General features: G+C 62.4%; 10 protein-coding genes and 4 pseudogenes. 9 read left to right on the top strand and 5 right to left on the bottom strand.

Going from position 1 to position 18590, the window contains the following annotated elements:
* The first annotated feature begins 112 nt into the window (after window positions 1-112).
* From ACFE99_RS11930 to ACFE99_RS11920, 3 genes are all read left to right on the top strand, one after another.
* Window positions 113-409, top strand: coding sequence for a WXG100 family type VII secretion target (locus ACFE99_RS11930; protein WP_375485468.1), 297 nt, complete (start codon window positions 113-115; stop codon window positions 407-409).
* Between the two features lie 42 nt (window positions 410-451).
* Window positions 452-736, top strand: coding sequence for a WXG100 family type VII secretion target (locus tag ACFE99_RS11925; RefSeq protein WP_375485466.1), 285 nt, complete (start codon window positions 452-454; stop codon window positions 734-736).
* Between the two features lie 101 nt (window positions 737-837).
* Complete coding sequence (locus ACFE99_RS11920; protein ID WP_375485464.1) at window positions 838-2151, top strand: beta strand repeat-containing protein; 1314 nt, start codon at window positions 838-840, stop codon at window positions 2149-2151.
* Window positions 2152-2692: 541 nt separating this feature from the next.
* On the opposite strand, the pseudogene ACFE99_RS11915 reads toward ACFE99_RS11920, so the two are convergent.
* The 3 genes and pseudogenes from ACFE99_RS11915 to ACFE99_RS11905 all read right to left on the bottom strand — a co-directional run.
* Window positions 2693-3634, bottom strand: a pseudogene (locus ACFE99_RS11915) (alpha/beta hydrolase); the annotation flags it as partial.
* Window positions 3635-3963: 329 nt separating this feature from the next.
* Complete coding sequence (locus tag ACFE99_RS11910) at window positions 3964-4302, bottom strand: hypothetical protein (RefSeq protein ID WP_375485462.1); 339 nt, start codon at window positions 4300-4302, stop codon at window positions 3964-3966.
* A 128-nt stretch (window positions 4303-4430) separates the two neighbouring features.
* The gene (locus ACFE99_RS11905) at window positions 4431-5060 is read right to left on the bottom strand and encodes a hypothetical protein (RefSeq protein ID WP_375485460.1); all 630 of its coding nucleotides are present in this window, start codon (window positions 5058-5060) and stop codon (window positions 4431-4433) included.
* 1014 nt (window positions 5061-6074) lie between these two features.
* Between ACFE99_RS11905 and ACFE99_RS11900 the strand changes: the two genes are divergently transcribed.
* The 6 genes and pseudogenes from ACFE99_RS11900 (at window position 6075) to ACFE99_RS11875 (ending at window position 16456) form a co-directional block, all read left to right on the top strand.
* Window positions 6075-6746 carry an acyl-CoA thioesterase gene (locus tag ACFE99_RS11900; RefSeq protein WP_375485458.1) on the top strand — a complete coding sequence of 224 codons (672 nt, stop codon included), beginning with the start codon at window positions 6075-6077 and terminating at the stop codon, window positions 6744-6746.
* Window positions 6747-6761: 15 nt separating this feature from the next.
* Window positions 6762-9058 (top strand): annotated as a pseudogene (locus ACFE99_RS11895) (MMPL family transporter).
* A gap of 241 nt (window positions 9059-9299) precedes the next feature.
* Window positions 9300-11081, top strand: a pseudogene (locus tag ACFE99_RS11890) (peroxidase family protein); the annotation flags it as partial.
* A 12-nt stretch (window positions 11082-11093) separates the two neighbouring features.
* Window positions 11094-12191, top strand: a complete 1098-nt coding sequence (locus tag ACFE99_RS11885; RefSeq protein ID WP_375485471.1) for a catalase family protein — start codon at window positions 11094-11096, stop codon at window positions 12189-12191.
* Window positions 12192-12386: 195 nt separating this feature from the next.
* Window positions 12387-13760 carry a TIR domain-containing protein gene (locus tag ACFE99_RS11880; protein WP_375485453.1) on the top strand — a complete coding sequence of 458 codons (1374 nt, stop codon included), beginning with the start codon at window positions 12387-12389 and terminating at the stop codon, window positions 13758-13760.
* A gap of 91 nt (window positions 13761-13851) precedes the next feature.
* Window positions 13852-16456, top strand: a pseudogene (locus ACFE99_RS11875) (LuxR C-terminal-related transcriptional regulator).
* 8 nt (window positions 16457-16464) lie between these two features.
* Here the strand turns inward: ACFE99_RS11875 and ACFE99_RS11870 are convergent.
* The gene (locus ACFE99_RS11870; protein WP_375485451.1) at window positions 16465-17784 is read right to left on the bottom strand and encodes an MATE family efflux transporter; all 1320 of its coding nucleotides are present in this window, start codon (window positions 17782-17784) and stop codon (window positions 16465-16467) included.
* A partial coding sequence (locus ACFE99_RS11865) for a bifunctional oligoribonuclease/PAP phosphatase NrnA (protein ID WP_375485449.1) occupies window positions 17777-18590 on the bottom strand: 814 nt, incomplete at its 5' end. The genes ACFE99_RS11870 and ACFE99_RS11865, both read right to left, overlap by 8 nt.

The following is an 18590-nucleotide window of genomic DNA, read 5'->3' as shown; positions in this document are numbered from 1 at the left end:
GTTGACGAACTGGCTGAGGTGTGACGGGAAGGAGCGCCATTCGTTTCGTTTCGGGTACGCAGCGATCCCAGTTTTCCGGTTTTCCGATGAGCGCAATTAGGGAGACATTCACATGACTACGCGTTTTATGACCGATCCAGATCAAATGCGGGCGATGGCAGGCCGTTTCGACGTGCACGCCCAAACCGTGGAGGACGAGGCGCGCCAGATGTGGGCGTCCTCGCAAAACATCGCCGGTGCCGGCTGGAGCGGCATCGCCCAGCTGAGCTCCTACGACACCATGGGCCAGATGAATCAGGCGTTTCGCAACATCGTGAACATGCTGGGCGGGGTGCGCGACGGGCTGATCCGCGACGCCACCAACTACGAGGCCCAAGAGCAGGCTTCCCAGCAGATCCTGAGCAGCTGAACAACGTAGCTGCGTAAACACTTTTCACGTTAGGAGACAGTGATGACGATTAACTATCAGTTCGGCGACGTGGATGCCCATGGCGCGCTGATCCGGGCCCAGGCTTTGGCGATGGAGGCCGAGCATCAGGCCATCGTGTGCGATGTGCTTGCGGCCGGGGACTTTTGGGGTGGCGCCGGGTCGACGGCCTGTCAGCAATTCATCACCGAGTTGGGCCGCAACTTCCAGGTTATCTACCAGCAGGCCGACGCTCATGGTTCCAAGGTGCAAACCGCCGGTGCCAACATGTTCGACACCGACTCCGCAGTCGGATCCAGCTGGGCCTGACCGCACAAATGACCACAACCGCGAAAGGGGGTGCACCACTGCAACGTCAACTGTGGGCCACCGCCCACGCCAGAACCCAACGAACGAGTAAGGAATCAGCAATGAGCAACAAATCACGCCGTCGTCGCGTCATGGCCGTAGGTACGTTCCTGGCCGGCGCGGCGATCCCGATCGCCGCAGCAGGCACCGCCTGGGCCGACATCGAAGTCTCGTACGACGGTCACACGGTCATCAACACGTTCCCGACTGGGGACAACCCCGCCGTATCGGGCACCAACAATGACCTCGCGGTCTACAGCGGTCCCGCCGCAGACGGCACCACAGTCAATGCGAAAGACAACGTCGGCGACACCAACGACGTCGCCTACGCCAGCAACAGCAACACCAGCCAGCCGGTAAGCAACGCGACAATAACGAACGCCCAAAACAGCACTGCTACCGCAACGAATGGCGGCAATGCCCAAGTGACGGGTAACACAGTTGGCGGTGTCACCACCAACGATGCCGCTACAGCCAACGGTCCTGGTGCCACTGCCGGAGTCGTCAACACCAGCACCGGCACCGCCGCATTCGATAAGGCCAGCGCCGACAGCGGCACCAGCAGTACGCCGACCGCGGCAGCCGTCGACAATATTGGGACCGGCAAGGTCACTTTCGACTCTGCGAGTGCCACAGCGGGCAGTAACGGTCAGACGACCGTTGCGGCGGTGGCTGGTGAAAACTCCGGTAACACAACGCTGGACGCCGCCAAGGCTAGCAACGGTGGTTTGGCAATCATCGCCAACGGCGGCACCAGCGACATGACCGGTGATACCGCCAACGCCAGCGGTGTCAACAGCACTCCGGGCTATCACAACGGCCTCGGTACCAACCACAGCGTTGCGATAATCGGGAACGCGACTGCCTTCGGCAACACCAACCAGCCGGTCTCCTTTGACAGCGCGACTGCCAGCAACGGTGGCCTCGCCGAGATCGTCAACGGCGGAGATAGCAAGGTTCCGGTGATATTCGACACGGTAAACGGCAACAATGGCTCAGCCGCTACAGCCGACGCTGGCAGTAGCTCCACCACGGCGCTCAACACCGGGTCAGCCAATGTCATCAGCGTCAACGGCGGCAACGGCAACGCCTACGATGCTGGTGCGTCGGTTAGCTACGCCACCAACAGCTCTGCGCTCGCCGAGAACCCCGGTAGCCAGGCGGTAGTCACGGGCACGCCCACCGACTACATCTTCAACAGTCACGCGGTGGACACCACTGGGCCTGCCGGTGCGAGCATCGTCAACACCAGCAACGACCCCATCATCAACGGGGTCGAGACTGGTGGCGCGGCGGTGTCTGCTCCGGTTCCGGTGCACGCCGTTCCGCCGAGTGCACCACTAATGGTGCCGATGCACATGCCGCTGCTGCCGTAGCGGCCTGATTCGCCAAGCCCGGCCGCAGATGCCCGACCGGTTGGCAGCGGTCTGCGGCCGGGCTTGGTCCCCACACTTTGAACGGAAAAACATGTCTTCTCTCATGAACAAGCGACTTATGTTGGGCGCCTTGCTCGCCGGGGTGGGCATCTCGGTTGCTCCGGGCACATCCCTCGCCGATCCCACGACACCGCCCTGTATGTGGGCTGGCGAAAATGGCACTTGCGTTCAAACGCCCGGCAACGACTTCCACCACTTCACCCGATGTACGCGATCAGAGCAGGACAGCCTCCTCGGATCAGTCGGCTGCCTAGAAGATCCAGTGAATGACCTTGTGAATAGCCTGTTGGATAAGGGGCGGGATTGATTCCGAACCAGGGGTTACGAGATGGACTTCCGGCTCACCGAGACCGCCAAGCCCAAACGGGTCGCCATCATGCCCTCGAAGGAGGACCATTGCCGTCTGGTTCATGGGATGACTAGCGGATGAGAGGCTGGGACGGTCATATCCCACGACGCGCGGGGGCGCAGCGTGTTGGTCGGTTGCCGCGCGGATGTAGTTGCCGATCTGGCGCAACGACCGGTCGGCTTCCGGCACCATCGCCGCGATCTGAAACACGTGCATCTGGCCGGGCCACACCCGCAGCTCAACCGCTACGCCGGCCGCGGCCAACCGCCGCGCGGCCAGCCGAGCATCATGTAGCAAGACCTCGCAACCGGACACATGGATCAACGTTGGGGGCAGACCGGGTCTGATGTGGTCGAGCGGCTCGTAAATCTCCTCGCGGCGCCCGTTGCGTTGAGCTGCCCTGGTGATCCAGTCGGTTAATGCGTCAAAAGTCTTGGCGCAGAACAGCGCATCTCTGCGGATATTGGAATGTGCTTGCTTGGGCGACTTGGCGAGCTGCATCAGCGGTGACATGGCGACGATGGCCGCAGGTTTCTCTCCTTCGCCGAGCAGCCGCTGGGCCAGCGCCAATGACAGATAACCTCCGGCGGAATCACCGGCCAATACGATCTGCTCCGACCGGTAACCCCGGCCCAGCAGCCACCGGTATGCGTCATAGCAATCATCGACGGCCGCACCGATCGAATGCTTAGGGAGCAGCCGATAGTTCACCAGCAGCACCGGGCTATCGGCATAGGTCGACAACTTGGTGACCAGCCGGTCATGCGTGTTGGCGCCACAGGCCACAAAGGCGCCGCCGTGCATGTACAACACGACACGGCGGGTCCCGTCGGCAGGCAGCACACCTGCCGCACGGACCAACCGGGCGCTGCACCGCGGCAACCGAATCGTGTCGCGAATACAACCCGGTGCAGGTGCCACAGCGCCGACGGCGACGTCGATAAGGCCCCATGGCCATGGCGCGTTCGCCAGGTAGCTACCAACCGCCAACGTTGGGCGGACAGTCAGCCGGGCCGCGAGCCAGGCAAGCCGGCCAGCGACGCTCGCATCACCTTGCACGGTCTCCGCAGCCATCCCCGAGCCGCGCCGGGCGAAAATGGCCGGCCTTCCCTGGTGAGCCGCGGCCACATCGGCACCACTAGCTACCAGGGCCCCAGTCCGACCATGTCCCCGAACCGTCGCCCGATCATCTACAGCGCGTCCGACAGCGCCGTGGTCAATCCGGGCAACCACCGCCCCACCTGCGGTGTTCATGGCTGCTCCTCTCCAAGGGCAACGGCATCACGCCTTACTTGCCTTCGATCCAAACGACTTCGGGGAGTTGCTCTTTCGGCAAGTACGCCCGCTGGTCGAAGAATCGGCCCAGCGCGCCGCTGCGGCGGCCTTCCCCTGCTACATCAACTTCAGAACCCTCGATACATTTCGCGCGCCATGCGCGAGTCTTCGATGAAGTCCAAGCGCGGCGGGTAATGCCGGCGCTTCGGACGCGAATCCGATGCTGTCGCCGCGAAGCGTGCTGGCGCGGCGAATACACGAGCCGCTCGCATCCACCAGCGAGTCGATGGCGGTGCCAGGGCGGCTGCGGTGCCGAGGAGGACCTCTTGTTCGGTGATGAGCGTCGCGGCTTGCTTCGCCTCAACGTCAGCTAGCCGGGCCGGCGTCTCGAGGACCACTTCCGCGTGCGGTGTGGGCTCGATGTCGTCGTCAAGTGGCAGCGGCGTTGCAGTCGGCAACTGGGACATCTCAGGTTCCTCCCTCTGTTTGGCGTTTCGACCGGTTGACCCGATCTCCGTACGAGAGGAACGTACGGTCGGTCGCCAGGACGGCACACGCGTAGTGGCTACCTGTCTATCTGACTTCTGCTGCTTATCTACGCAGGCACCGACGTAGCGCGAGTCACTGACCGTGCGGCCGCGTGACTGGAAAATGGTGTCGGAGCGGCCCTTTGGGGAAGCGGTGATGGGCCGGGCACAGCAGCCGTAAGACGATGAACGGCTCGGCAGCCGCCGGGCCGGTGGGTAGCCAAGGCAGCCAACACCGGGTTGCACGGCCGGGGGCGCAACCGACCGCCGTATCTGAAGTCCTCAAGCCGCTCGAAGTAGGCCCGCATCTTCCTTGGGGCCCAAGACCCGTCGCGGGTCAGCTTGGCGATTCGCTTCCAGTCCTCGACGTGCGGGTACACGGTGATCATGGCGTTGTGCGCGGTGCAGCCGCCCAGCGTTGCAGCGCGCGGGTAGAAGACCCCGTCCCGGGCCGGGACATATTTGTTGTCCCGTTTCTGCTGCTCGAGTTTCGCATCGTGGCGTACGAAGAACTGCCAGCTGGTGCCGGGATCCTCCGTCGCGAGACCGTTGAACGCGGGCACGGCGTACTCGTCGCTGTCCGGTTCGGATGCGCCTTCCACGCCTGCCTCGAGGAGCAGCACGCTCATTCCGCGCTCGGCCAGCCTGGCAGCCAGCGGGCCACCGGCCGGCGCCCGAGCCGACAACGATGTAGTCATACCGCGCTGAGCCCACGAAGCCCACCTCTTCATTGGAGTTCATGGCTCCGCCGCTCGTGAGCAATCCCGCAAATAACCCGCGGGTGAATGCAGGTCCCTTCAGAAGCCTCGATACATTTCGCGTGCCATGCGCGAGTCTTCCATGAAATCCAAGCGCGGGGGGTAATGCCGCTGCTTCGGCCGTGAATCTGCCTCCGTTGCCACGGACGCGCGCGTGGACACGAAAACACGAGCCGCCCGGGTCCACCACCGAGTCGATGGTGGCCGCACGGCGGCTGCGGTGCCGAAGACCACCTCTTGTTCGGTGATGAGCGTTGGTGCTGGCTTCGCCTCAACCCCAGCGAGCGCGGACGGCGTCTCCAGGACTACTTCCGCATGGGGCGTGGGCTCGATCTCGTCGTCTAGTGGTAGCGGGGCTGCCGTGGGTGATTTGGACATCTCAGGGTTCCTCCTTGCCGTTTGGCCTTGTGACCGGTTGAACCGATCTGCGTACGACAGGAACGTACGGTCCGCCGTCAGCAAAAAGCGTGAGTAGCGACTACCCGTCTTTATGCCGGGTATCTACGCAGGCACCGCCGTACCACCAAGTTGTGAACCCGCCACAATCGTACGTAGAAACCATCCCTGAGCTGGCCTTTAGGGTAACGCTGGGCGGTCCAGTGCGGCACCCATAAACAGATCTGAGTAACTCCCCCGATGTGCTTGCGTACGCAGCTTCGGGCAGGCCGCCCGTTTCGGCCCAAGCAGAACTCGGCGTACCTCCGCATTGAAAGACGAGTCTCACAGCTACACAACGGATTTGGTCGGCTCTGTAACACCCTCATGCAGCTGACAAGGTTGGCTCATGGAGGATTGCCTCGCTTCGAGTACGGCGCGATCGCGCAACACAGGTAGTGGTCTACGCGTGTCATGTCGAGCCGTCCATTCGTAACTTGCGTCCATGCCCGTAACCAAGCCGAGTCGACCGAACCGTAGAGGGGGCGGTTCGGCTCGACCAAACCATGAGGAAGCCGCATGAAGCCGTCTATCCGCCTGCTCAAGGTGCTGACCGCCGCGACGTGGAAGAGAACGGGGGATCCCGCCACACGGCCCAGCGCCGATAATCCGCAAGCCGAGACTGTGACGCGCTGGCGCGTAATGCTCGGGGATCTCGATCTATTCGGGCACATGAACAACAGCCGCTACCTGATGCTGATGGACTTCGCGCGGCTCGACTACCTCGCCCGCATGGGACTGATGACTGCAGCACTACGTCGCCGATGGATCGTTCCCGTGGCGACGGCGCAGGTCGACTTCCATCGTCCGCTCAAACCATTTCAGAAGTTCGAGATCGCAACGCAGGTGCTTTCTTGGAACCACCGCTGGTTCTACCTGCGGCAAACATTCCGTAGCCGCCAGTCCCCCAACAGCATTGTCGCGACCGCGTACGTGAAGACGATTTTCTGCTCCCGGTCCGGGCAGGTGGCACCCGCCGAGGTGGTCCGGATGGCGCTCGGTCATGACTTTGAAGCGCCCGCCATGCCCGAAGATCTTCGGGTCAAATTCGGACTCATAGCTCCTGCGGCCGCTGTCAGGGCGCCGGTGCTTGAGCCGCACCGCCCAGCGGTGACGGAGATAAGCCGCGAGCCTGGCCATCCCACACCCGAGCGGTTGTTCCAAGAACTTGCCGAGAAGCTCCCCGTCTAATCGAAAGATGCTGTCGTGCTGCAGAAAATCGCCAGATCGGCCATCACCGCCCCGCGGCGACTGATCGCCGCCGCACTGCTGATCATGGTCGGTGCGGCTGTCTTCGGCATTCCGGTCAGCAAGAACCTGTCCACCGGCGGTTTTCGCGACCCCACGTCGCAGTCCTCGCACGCGTCGCAGCTGCTGGCTGACAAGTTCGCTATGGGCGACATGCAGCTGGTCCTGGCTGTGACGTCTCCTGCCGGCGCGCACAGCGAGCCGGCACGTGCTGCGAGTGACGAACTGGTCGCGCTGTTGAAGAGCTCGCCGTACGTGACCGACGTGAAATCCGCGTGGACAGCACCCCCGGGGGCCGCACGATCGCTGGTCAGCGAGGACGGCAAGACCGGACTGATCGTCGCCGGCATCACCGGTGGTGAGACAGGTGCGCAACAGCACGCGATGCAACTGCTCGACCGACTGCCCCACTTCAACGGCGTCACAGTCAAAGCAGGCGGCGAGGTGAGCGCCTACGTCCAAATCATCGCACAAACGAGAAAAGACTTGCTGGTCATGGAAGCCATCGCCTTCCCCCTGAGTTCTGTTGTGCTGGTGTGGGTTTTCGGCGGGCTCTTAGCAGCGGCGCTGCCATTGCTGATCGGGGTTTTCGCGATCCTGGGCTCGATGGCGGTGACGCGCACGATCACGTTCGCCACCGACGTCTCGGTGTTCGCGCTCAACCTGATCCTGGCGATGGGACTCGCGCTAGCCATCGACTACACGCTGCTGATCGTCAGCCGGTTCCGCGACGAGTTGGCCGACGGCGCAGGACGTGACGAGGCATTGGTTCGTACTATGGCGACCGCTGGCCGGACGGTGCTGTTCTCGGCGACCACGGTCGCGCTGTCCATGATCGCGATGGCGTTGTTCCCGATGTACTTTTTGAAATCGTTCGCGTACGCGGGTATCGCCGTGGTCGCTTTGGCGGCCGTTGCGTGGTGACCGTGACTCCTGCGGTGCTCGTCCTGCTCGGCGACCGGCTTGATTCCCTGGACCTAAGCCGTGGGATCCGCCGAATGTTGGCCCGGCCCCAGCCGGCGCAACGGGCGATCCAGGAGACGTTCTGGTATGGCTGGACGAAAGCCACTATGCAGCTGGCGTTTTCGGTCAGCACGGCGGTCGTCGCAATGTTGCTGGTACTGGGCGCGCCGTTCATTGGAGTCAAGTGGGGTTACCCCGACGATCGGGTGCTGCCCGGCTCCGCCTCCGCGCGCGAGGTCGGTGACGAACTCCGTTCCGATTTCGCAGTCAACTCTTTGACTGATGTGATCGTCGTGCTACCCGATGCGGCCGGAATGACAGCCGGCGAACTCAGCCGGTACACCGCGGAGCTGTCACGGATGCCGGATGTGTCCTCGGTGTCGTCACCTGTCGGCACATATGCCAGCGGCGCCTTGGTCGGGCCGCCCTCGGCGCCAGCCGGATGGAAAGCCGGCAGCGCCTACCTCACCGTGAACTCCGTCGCGCCGCTGTACTCGCAGGCGTCGGAGACTCAACTGGATCGGCTGCATGCTGTGGCAACTCCCCATGGCGCGACCGTCCAATTGACAGGCTGGGCGCAGATCAACCGCGACAGCTCGAAAGCGGTCACATCACGGCTACCGCTGGTGCTGTCGGTGATGGCGGCGATCACCTTCGTGCTGCTGTTCTTGCTGACCGGAAGTGTTGTCCTACCACTAAAGGCGTTGCTGCTCAACATGTTGTCGTTGACCGCCGCATTTGGCGCGTTGGTATGGATCTTCCAGCAGGGCCACCTTGGCGGCCTCGGCACGACGGCCACCGGCACACTGGTAACGAGTGTCCCTGTGCTGTTGTTCTGCCTTGCTTTCGGACTGTCGATGGACTACGAGGTGTTCTTAATCTCGCGGATCCGCGAGTTCTGGCTGACATCACGAAAGACCCGCGTCGACAACACCGAATGCGTCGCGTTGGGCCTGGCCCGCACTGGCCGCGTGGTGACGGCCGCGGCGGTGCTGATGGCAGTCACCTTCGCTTCGCTGATGGCCGCGAAGGTGTCGATCATGTGCATCTTCGGTGCCGGAGTGACGTTGGCGGTCCTCATGGACGCCACGCTGGTTCGGATGCTGCTGGTGCCGGCATTCATGCGGGTACTGGGCCCATTGAACTGGTGGGCGCCGAAACCTCTCGCACGGCTATATCAGCGTGTCGGGATCTCCGAAGCCGCGGAGTTGCCGGAAATTGCGCACCCGTGCAGTCACCACCAGGGTGAGGCGGTACGCGGGCTGGACGTCTTGCAGCCAGACTCGAGCTGATATGCATAAGCGCCCGAGACCGCTGCCGAGCGACCTGCCGTTTCGTTATGTAACAGCGCGCAAATTTCCCGCGCCATCGGATCGGCATTGCTAATGTCCGAAATCGTCGCTTGAAGAGCGACATATCTGCTAGGAGTCGGCTTGTTAGAACGGTAACTGCTTCGTTGATTCTGGCAGGAGCCGTCGACGTCGACGGAAAGGAACCGTCGTGACGGGAAGAATACCGCGGCTCCTGCTCTGGATCGCCGAGAGGCTTGATCGATGGATCGGATGGTGGCGGTTACCTTTACCCCTGGGGTTAGCCGTTTTGGTCGCACTTCGCGAGCAGCTACGCGCACACAATCTCTACGGCACTGGCCGTGGGAAGGACGACAGGCCGGACGGCGATGACCCATACATAGATCGACGCGTTGTCGCTCGTACCCTGAACGGGACCTATAACGACCTCAATGACCCCCTCATGGGGTCGGTGAAAAGTAGATTCGGCCGCAACGTCCCGCTCACGTATGCCGTGCCTAGAGATCCAAGGCTGGAACCGGACCCTCGCCGAATTAGCCGGGAGCTTCTCGGGCGAAAGGACTTTCAGCCGGCGACCACGCTGAACCTGCTCGCGGCCGCGTGGATCCAGTTCGAAGTGCATGACTGGGTCAGCCATGCCGTCGACAAGTCGAAGCCTTGGGAGATCCCACTCGCCAAGACAGACGATTGGGGCAAAGAATCGGGAGGACAGCCTGACGGAAAGATGTCAATCAACCGAACCGCACCCGACCCCAGCCAAGACACATGCGGTCCGCCTACTTTTGTGAACGAACAACCGCATTGGTGGGATGGCTCTCAAATTTATGGAAGTACAAGAGAATATGCCGACGCGCTGCGCAAGCCCGGCACGGGCATGCTCGACATCGACGAGCAGGGGCTGGCACGTCGCGAGAAGGTTGATTCACGGCTCGCATATGACGGCCCGGACGGAAATTTCTGGGTGGGTCTGGCCATCCTGCACTCGCTGTTCATGCGAGAACACAACGCAATATGTGAGCGGCTGACCGCCGAATATCCGGACATGTCCCCCGACGACCTGTATCACAAGGCACGCCTGGTCAATGCCGCGTTGATGGCCAAGATCCACACCCTCGAATGGACACCTGCCATCATCGCTCACCCCACGACCGTCTTCGCAATGCGCGCGAACTGGTCTGGTTTGTTCGGGGAGCGGTTCAAGCGGTGGTTCGGCCGGGTCACCACCAGTGAAATCTTGCAGGGCATACCGGGATCGCCCACCAAGCATTACGGAGTTCCGTACTCCCTCACCGAGGAGTTCATTGCCGTCTACCGGATGCACTCGTTGCTTCCGGACGACTTCACCTTCTATCGGCTAACGGACGGCGAAAAAGTCGGCGAGCGGAAACTATCGGAGCTGACCATGGGCAAGCTCCCCGGTAAAGAACACGGCAAGGTCCGCCAGGCGCTGCGCGACTTCGAGATGCAAAACATCTTCTACAGTTTCGGCCGGGCTCATCCCGGTGCCGTCACGCTGCACAACTTTCCCAACACCCTGCGAGACTTCAAGCATGCCAACGGCGAGCACATCGACCTCGCCGCGATCGACATCCTGCGGGACCGCGAACGGGGTATTCCCCGCTACAACCAGTTTCGCCGGTTGCTTCGCCTCAAGCCGGCGTCCACGTTCGAGGAGTTAACCGGCGACACGGTTGTGGCCGAGGAGCTGCAGAAGATATACCACGACGTGGAGCACGTGGACCTGATGGTCGGGCTACATGCCGAACCCAAACCGCCCGGATTCGGGTTCAGCGACACCGCCTTTCGCGTATTCATTCTGATGGCATCCCGACGGCTGGAGAGCGATCGGTTTTTCACTTGCGACTTCAACACTGACATTTACACACCGGCCGGCATGGATTGGATCAACCAAAACTCGATGCGCACGGTGCTGTTACGCCACTTCAAATCGCTCGAGCCGGCCCTGCGCGGGGTCAAGAACCCGTTCACTCCATGGGCGGCGGTCAATGGCCAAACTCTGGACGATGCCCCGGCCACACCCACTTACGTTAAATGGCGCGAGAACCTTGAGCGGCGACCGCCCGACGAGGATGAGGTGATCACCAAGATCATCGACGTGCTCCACAAGAACAACGAGTGGGCCTACAAGAGAAACAAGCATGCGATCCGTGACGCGCACGCCAAAAGTCACGGCATCCTCCAAGGCAAACTGACCGTCGATCTCCAGGACAAGGCCTTGGAGCAGGGCCTCTTCCAAAATGGGGCGACGTACGACGTGATTGCCCGGCTCTCCAGCACGGCAGGGGCGATTCGCAGTGATCAGCTGCGCGGTGTCCGTGGCCTCGGCATCAAGGTCTTGGGCGGGGAGGGCAAGCGGGCCCTGCCGGGGGATCAAGCCAGCACACAGGATTTCCTGCTCGTCACCCACCGGGAATTCCCCTTCGCCGACGCTCATGAGTACTACAAGAAGGGAATGCCACTGGCCTGGTTGCTTGCGCGGGTACCGGATCCCATACTCGCACGCTTCATCGATCTGGCCGTCTGGGCCGATCGGCTCCACGTGCCGTTACCCACCACTGTCGCGTTGTTCGTCACACCCAACAGACCCATCCTCGGCGAGACGTTCTATTCGTCCGCTCCGCTGCGCTACGGCGAGTACGTCGCCAAGCTGGAGTTGGTGCCGTCGTCAGATTCGGTGAAACAGTTGCAAGCCAAGGAAATCGACGCTGCCGCCGGCCAGAACGCACAAACCGACGGGGTCAGGGAGTTCTTCAAAACAAACACCGCCGAGTACGAATTGCGCGTACAACTGTGTACCGATACGGACGCCATGCCGATCGAGAATGCGACCGTGCCGTGGTCCGAAACCGCATCCCCGCACCGCCGCGTTGCGACGATCACCTTCCCACGTCAGGACCCGTACAGTGACGCCCGTCGGGAATTCGGCGACGACGTACTGTCCTTCAACTCATGGCGGGCGTTGGACGTTCACCGTCCACTCGGAAGCATCAATCGCCTGAAGCTGCGGGTGTACAAGGCATCAAGCCAGTTTCGGCACGAGATGAACAACGTGGCCGCTGTGGAACCAACTGATATTACACAGTTGCCCAATTAGGACTTCGATTCGCTGTCAGATTGCCCGACCCTGAGCCAATCCCGGACAACCACCAACGTAACGGCGAGCTGCCGTCATACTGAACGGTGACATGTCGCGGAGGGCTCTGCGCCCCACCACGAGGACCCATGCACCCGGCTTCCATCACTGATCGAGTTCGCGGGCCCACCCCGGCAGCCGACCACCGAGGCACAGATGAACAACGAAGCCGTATTCATTGCGTGGGGCGGAAATCTGCCCCTCGCCACAGCAGTTGCGGAACGCCTTAAGCAGCGAGGCTTTTCGCCGAGAGTCGGAGGTACCACCGACACGGGTCGCTACACCGATTTGTACGTTGGCCACCAAATCTTGGCGCAGATCCGAGAGACTACATCAGCAATAGTTTTGGCCCAATCATTTACCGGGCCTAGTATCGCCACGACACAAAAAACTGACATTCGCCCGAATTTGATGTTCGAATGGGGATATCTAGTCGCCTGGTTCAGGTTCAGGCCGGAAGATTTATACGTCTATCTGATCGACATTGATCGCCGCGATCTCCCCTCCGATATCCTGGGTAGTTGGTCCGAAACTATCGAGTTCACGAATTGGGAAGACACCGCGCAAAAAATAGTTGACAATTTCTGCGCGCACTTCACCACACACGATGCTACACCTTCGCTGGCAATACTCGCGAAATGGAGCGAATGGCGCAACTGGATGGACCGACAAATTGAAGGAAAAGAGCAACCGCGGCCGACTTTTCTTGCGCGGGTACTGCTTCATAGCATACAGCCAGCATATTACCACGGGGAGCTGTCACACTTGGCGGATGTCAATAAGGCGGCTCGTAAATTTTCCGACACGCCCGCGCTACTGAGTGCACGGCGAATCGTTTCCGCCGCTTGCCATTTCTACGATTACACGGCACGGGAGCAACGCCAGTGGCGGATAGGAGAACTCGGACAAATACGGCAGACACTCGCACAACGACTTCCGGATTGCGGCAACAGCGACTTTATGGCATGGCTAGAACTGGTAAGGAATGACTTCTTTGGCCTGACCAATTACCATATGGCGGAAATCTCGCGGGGTACAAGCCGCGACAACTACCTCGTCGCTGCCGAGCAAGCGTTCAACGAAGGGCTCCGTCAGTTGAACAATGTTAAGACCGTCGAAAAGAACGGGGTATGGCACCTGTGGAACGGTTATATCCGTCGGAATTTGGGCAAGGTGTATCAAATGGTCGACCGAAAAGACGACGCTAAGCGTGAGCTAAACAATGCCTTCGATTCGAGACAGGAAGCTTACCAGTCGTTACTTACGGAATCTGACGACCGGCTAGTGCTTACGCAAGTTCACATTGAAACCTTGCTGGTCCAATTAGATTTGTTAAGCGAAGAGTTTGATTCCGGAATGCTGAGCGAGATTGGCGACACTTTCCACAGCTATATGTCCGAGATGCGTTTAATAGGGCTCTGGAAACAAGCGGTTAGTCAAGCTCGCCGGATCGCCGTACAAGCCAACGATACAAAGACTCGCAGCATTTTGGACCAGCTCGCGCGAACACTCGGGTTGAAGCCAAAATGACCCCGACCACTCAGCATGCATTGACCGGATCTTGGCCGCGCTTGTCCGATACGGCTCACTTAACCGATGCAACGACATACACTCTGACTCCATGGGCCGCCGCTGGCAGTTGCTCGACCGCCCAGTAGAGCAGGAAGCCATTCGATCGGCATTGGGGGGCACCGAGAGCTGCGGCGTGGTTTTGGTTGGCGCTGCAGGTGTCGGTAAGACAACGTTGGCCCGCAACGTCATCGCGTCCCCACGTTCCAAGGTGCGCTGGGCCGCGTGCACCGAGTCCTCGCGGAGCATCCCGCTCGGCGCTTTCGCACATTGGGTAAGCCCGTCAGCTTCCCGCGACCCGGTTGCGCTGATCGCCTCGGCGCGCGAATCGATTCTGGCCGATGAAAGTACGGTCGTCGGCATTGACGATGCGCATTTGCTGGACCACCGCCACGTTGCTACACCAGATTGCGGTGGAGCGGGCCGGACACATTCTGGCCACGGTCCGCAGCGGCGAGCCGGTCCCCCACGCCGTCACTTCCTTGTGGAAGGACGGCTACCTGCAACGCTTCGAGCTTCAGCCGTTCACGAAACAGCAAACGATTGCGCTCGTCGAACGGGTTCTTGGCGGGACGCTCGAGGGCCTGAGCGCCGATGTCATGTGGGAATCGTCGGGCGGCAACCCGCTATTTTTACGGCACCTGGTCGAGGGCGCACTCGAGGCCGGAACCCTAACCGAAGTCAACGGGGTGTGGCAGCTGCGTGGGCCCACCGTTGTTCCATCCGGGTTGGCTGCACTGCTGCAAGATCGTCTCGATCGTGCGGGCGCCGATGTCGTGAACGCATTGAGGCTGCTGGCGCTGTGCGAACCGCTCGACGTCGACATGCTCTGTGAACTGGCCGGTGAGGACGCAGTCGATGCGGCTGAGATACACGGTTTGATCCGGATCGTTCACGACGGCCCCCATGTCAATGCGCGATTCAGCCATCCACTCTTCGGTGATGTCGTTCGCCGCCGCCTCGGGACAGCGTCGGCGCGCAAGCTGCGGGGCCGCCTCGTCCAGGTTCTGCGCGACCGCGACCTCGACTCGGCCGCTGGCCGCATCCGGCTGGCGCAGCTATGCGTCGATAGTGACCAACCGGTCGATAACGAGCTGCTCGTCACCGCGGCTAAGGACGCGATGTTTCTGTCGAACCTTCCGCTCGGTGAACGGCTCGCGCGCGCGGCGTTCGAGCGCGGCGGTGGTGTGCGGGAAGCTGAGCTTTTGTCGCGCGCTCTGCTGTGGCAAGGATATACGGTGCAAGCCGACGAGATCCTCAGCCGGTTTAACCCCGACGATCTCGACGAGCTGCAGCTTGTCCAGTGGGGCATTCCCCACCTGTCGATCCTGTTCTGGACGATGGGTGATGTCGCGCAGGCCAACCAGGTCTTGTCATTGCTGCGGCAACGTGTGCAACACCCGAGCCTGAAGCTTGTGGTGCAAGCAACAGGGGCGGCAACGGCGGTGCATGAGAACAGGATTGCCGAGGGAATCGCCGAAGCGGAGCGCGTGCTAGCCGAACCAAATGCCCCGAAACAAGCCGTCGAGTGGGCCGCCTTCGCTGCCGGGCTAGCCATGCCGGTCGCCGGCCGCGGCGCCGACTTTGACCCGATCGCCGCCAGATGCCGCGCCGAACAAAAGGCCACCGAGGGCATGATCCGGGTCATGGTGCGCTATTGCGACGTGCTCGCGCTCACGTCCATCGGCGAATTAGACGTGGCCGACAAACGGGCAGCGGATTATGCCGAGTTCTCCTCTGCGGGACAACGTCTGGCATGGGCTGTCGCGAAGGTCGCGGCGGGTCTTGTCGCCGTCTACCGTGGCAAGTTCCCCGATGCCATCTCGGCGCTGGAGCAGGCCGTTGCGGCACAAGCTGCCGAAGTCACCATGCCATGGCGGTTGCCCGCAAGAATCCTGTTGGCGAAAGCTTACGCGGCCCTTGGCCGACCAGAGGAGGCCGAGCGCGTTTTCGCCGACTCCGCCGAGCACACCGGGCCGCATTTGGCGCTGCATTCACCGCAGATGACGGTCGCCAAATCGTGGCATGCCGCGGCAAAAGGGATGGACCGACGCGCGGTCGAATTGGCCCGCGCAGCTGCAGATGTCGCGCACAAGGCCGGCCAGTATGCCGTCGAGGCCGAGGCACTGCACCATGCCGCCAGGTTTGGCGACCGCACCGTCACGCAGCGGCTGGCCGCACTCGCCGAAATCGTACAGGGGCAGATTGTGACGCTTCAAGACCGCCACGCCGCAGCCTTTGCCGCATCCGACGCTCATGCCCTAGACGCGGTTAGTGCCGAATTCGAAGACGCCGGCTTGATGCTGTCCGCAGCAGACTCGGCCGCCCAGGCCGCAACGCTGCATGACCGCGCCAGTCAGCGACGCAAGAGCGCCGAGTCGGCGGCGCGTGCGCTACGACTGGCCGCTCAATGCGGCGGAGCCACCACCCCGGCGATCCGATCCGCAGCACGGCCGCTTCCGGTAACCTCCCGCGAGCGCGAAATCGCCGCGCTCGTCGCCGAGGGACTGTCGAACCGGGAAATCGCAGACCGGCTGACGGTATCGGTCCGTACCGTCGAAGGCCACATCTACCGGGCATGCATCAAACTCGACGTCACCGATCGCGACGAACTCGCAAGGATCATTCGGCGGGATGTAAAAGCAACCGGTCGGTGAATGCCGAACTAGCCAGCGCCGGCTACCGCCCAGCGACCTGACACCGCACGAGCGCCCACAAAGATCAGTCGCAGCACCACAAATGTGGTCAGCCCCGACCAGATACCGGCCAGCCCCCAACCGAACACCAGCGACAACCAGATCAGCGGCAGGAAGCCCACCACCGCACTGACCACAGTCGCGGTGCGCATGAACGCCGCGTCGCCGGCACCCAGCAATACCCCGTCGAGAGCGAAAACAACTCCGGCGATTGGCAATTGGGTCACTAGAAACCACCACGGCACACCGATGACCGCCAGCACAGACCGATCGTCGGTGAACAGCTTCGGCAGCACCGAGGCCCCGACCGCCAACACCGCGGCTAATGCGCCGGCCGCGATCGCGGAGAACACCGTGACGCGGCGAGCCACCGATTTGGCGTGCGGAATACAGCACGCGCCGAGCGCGGCACCGACCAGTGCCTGCGCCGCAATGGCCAGCGAATCAAGAACCAGTGCAAGGAAATTCCATAGCTGCAGCACCACCTGATGCGCGCCCAACGCGGCGGCACCGAACCGGGCCGCCACCGTCGCAGCCGACACGAAACACACCTGGAAAGCCAGCGTCCGCACCACCAGGTCGCGGCCCATCACCAGTTGTGCCCGCAACACGCCGCGATCCAGGCGCAGCGGCACTTGTTCGGCCAGCAATGCACGCCCGAACAGCAGCGCGGCCAGCCACTGGCCCACGAGGTTGGCCAGCGCCGAACCCGCCAGCTCCAACCGCGGCAAGCCCAGCCAGCCGTACACCAGCAGCGGGCACAACAGTGCCGAAAGCCCAAAGCCCGCAACCACGTAGCGCAGCGGCCGTACAGTGTCTTGCACCCCACGCAGCCAGCCGTTGCCGGCCATCGACACCAGAATCGCCGGCGCACCCAGAATCGCGATCCGCAGCCACGGCAACGCCGCGTCCGCTATCTCACTGCGGGAAGCGATGATCGACACCACCGGAACCGCCACCGCCTGTACCACGACCACGATCAAGAGACCCAGCGCAACGGCCAACCAAGTCGCCTGTACACCTTCGACAACCGCCGACTCCCGGTTTTCAGCCCCGAAGTAGCGCGCCGAGCGGGCGGTGGTGCCGTAAGACAGAAACGTCAGCTGGGAACCAACCAGACCGAGGATCAGGGCGCCGATCGCCAATCCGGCCAGGCTGAGCGCACCCAGCCGGCCGACGACCGCGGTGTCGAACAACAGGTAGAGCGGCTCGGCGGCGAGCACACCCAACGCCGGCAACGCCAAGCCGGCGATTTGTCGGCCGCCGGCGGCCGAATGCTCGTCAACCAAGCGCAGCGCGCAGCGAGGCAACGACCTCGCCCACCGAGCCGGCCGTCGAATACCCGGCCGCCAGCTTGTGTCCGCCGCCGCCGAACGTCGAGGCCACCGCCGCCAGATCCACCGCCGCTTTTGCGCGCATCGACACCGACCACTGCTGTGGCGCAACCTCTTTCAGCACGGCCGCCACTTCAGCTTCTTGTGTGGTGCGCACAATGTCGACGATGCTCTCGACTTCCTCTGGGCGCGCGCCGATCCACTCCCGGTGCTCCACCACCGCATAGACCAGACCACGACCGTCCACCTCGTCGGGCAGCAGCTGTGCGGAGCTCAGCACCCGAGAGAGCATCATCAGCCAGGCGAACGGATGGGTGTCCAGCAGCACCCGGCTGATCGCGGCGTTGTCGACACCGAGGTCGACCAGCCGCGCCGCCAACCGATGAGCCCGGGCGCTGGCCCAGCGAAACGACCCGGTGTCGGTGGTCAGCCCTGCGTACAGGCAGTGCGCCACGTCGACGTCGATCGGTTCGCCCCACGCATCCAGCAGCTCGGCGACCAGCATTGTGGTGGAATCCGCCGACGAGTCAACGAAGTTCGCCGTGCCGAACAGCTGATTGGACGCGTGATGGTCGATCACCAGCAGTTCGCGGCCGGCACTGGCCAGATCGCTCAATCCGCCGAGCCGGTTGAGGATCGGAATGTCCACGGTCACAGCGACGTCCACGTCGCGGCGCATGCTGTCCGGGTCGACCATGAGCCGACCGCCGGGCAGTGAGCGCAGCGACTCCGGCAGTGTCGCCGGTGCGGCGAAGCTGACC

It is taken from the genome of uncultured Mycobacterium sp. (assembly GCF_964249325.1).
Classification (GTDB): domain Bacteria; phylum Actinomycetota; class Actinomycetes; order Mycobacteriales; family Mycobacteriaceae; genus Mycobacterium.
Note: the sequence above shows the minus strand (reverse complement) of the source record. Positions and strands in the feature narration are given on the sequence as shown.

Excerpts from the sequence above, each read along its gene's own strand:
- ACFE99_RS11930 (WP_375485468.1), top strand. The coding sequence starts at position 113 with ATGACTACGCGTTTTATGACCGATCCAGATCAAATGCGGGCGATGGCA.
- ACFE99_RS11925 (WP_375485466.1), top strand. The coding sequence starts at position 452 with ATGACGATTAACTATCAGTTCGGCGACGTGGATGCCCATGGCGCGCTG.
- ACFE99_RS11920 (WP_375485464.1), top strand. The coding sequence starts at position 838 with ATGAGCAACAAATCACGCCGTCGTCGCGTCATGGCCGTAGGTACGTTC.
- ACFE99_RS11910 (WP_375485462.1), bottom strand. The coding sequence starts at position 4,302 with ATGTCCCAGTTGCCGACTGCAACGCCGCTGCCACTTGACGACGACATC.
- ACFE99_RS11905 (WP_375485460.1), bottom strand. The coding sequence starts at position 5,060 with ATGACTACATCGTTGTCGGCTCGGGCGCCGGCCGGTGGCCCGCTGGCT.
- ACFE99_RS11900 (WP_375485458.1), top strand. The coding sequence starts at position 6,075 with ATGAAGCCGTCTATCCGCCTGCTCAAGGTGCTGACCGCCGCGACGTGG.
- ACFE99_RS11880 (WP_375485453.1), top strand. The coding sequence starts at position 12,387 with ATGAACAACGAAGCCGTATTCATTGCGTGGGGCGGAAATCTGCCCCTC.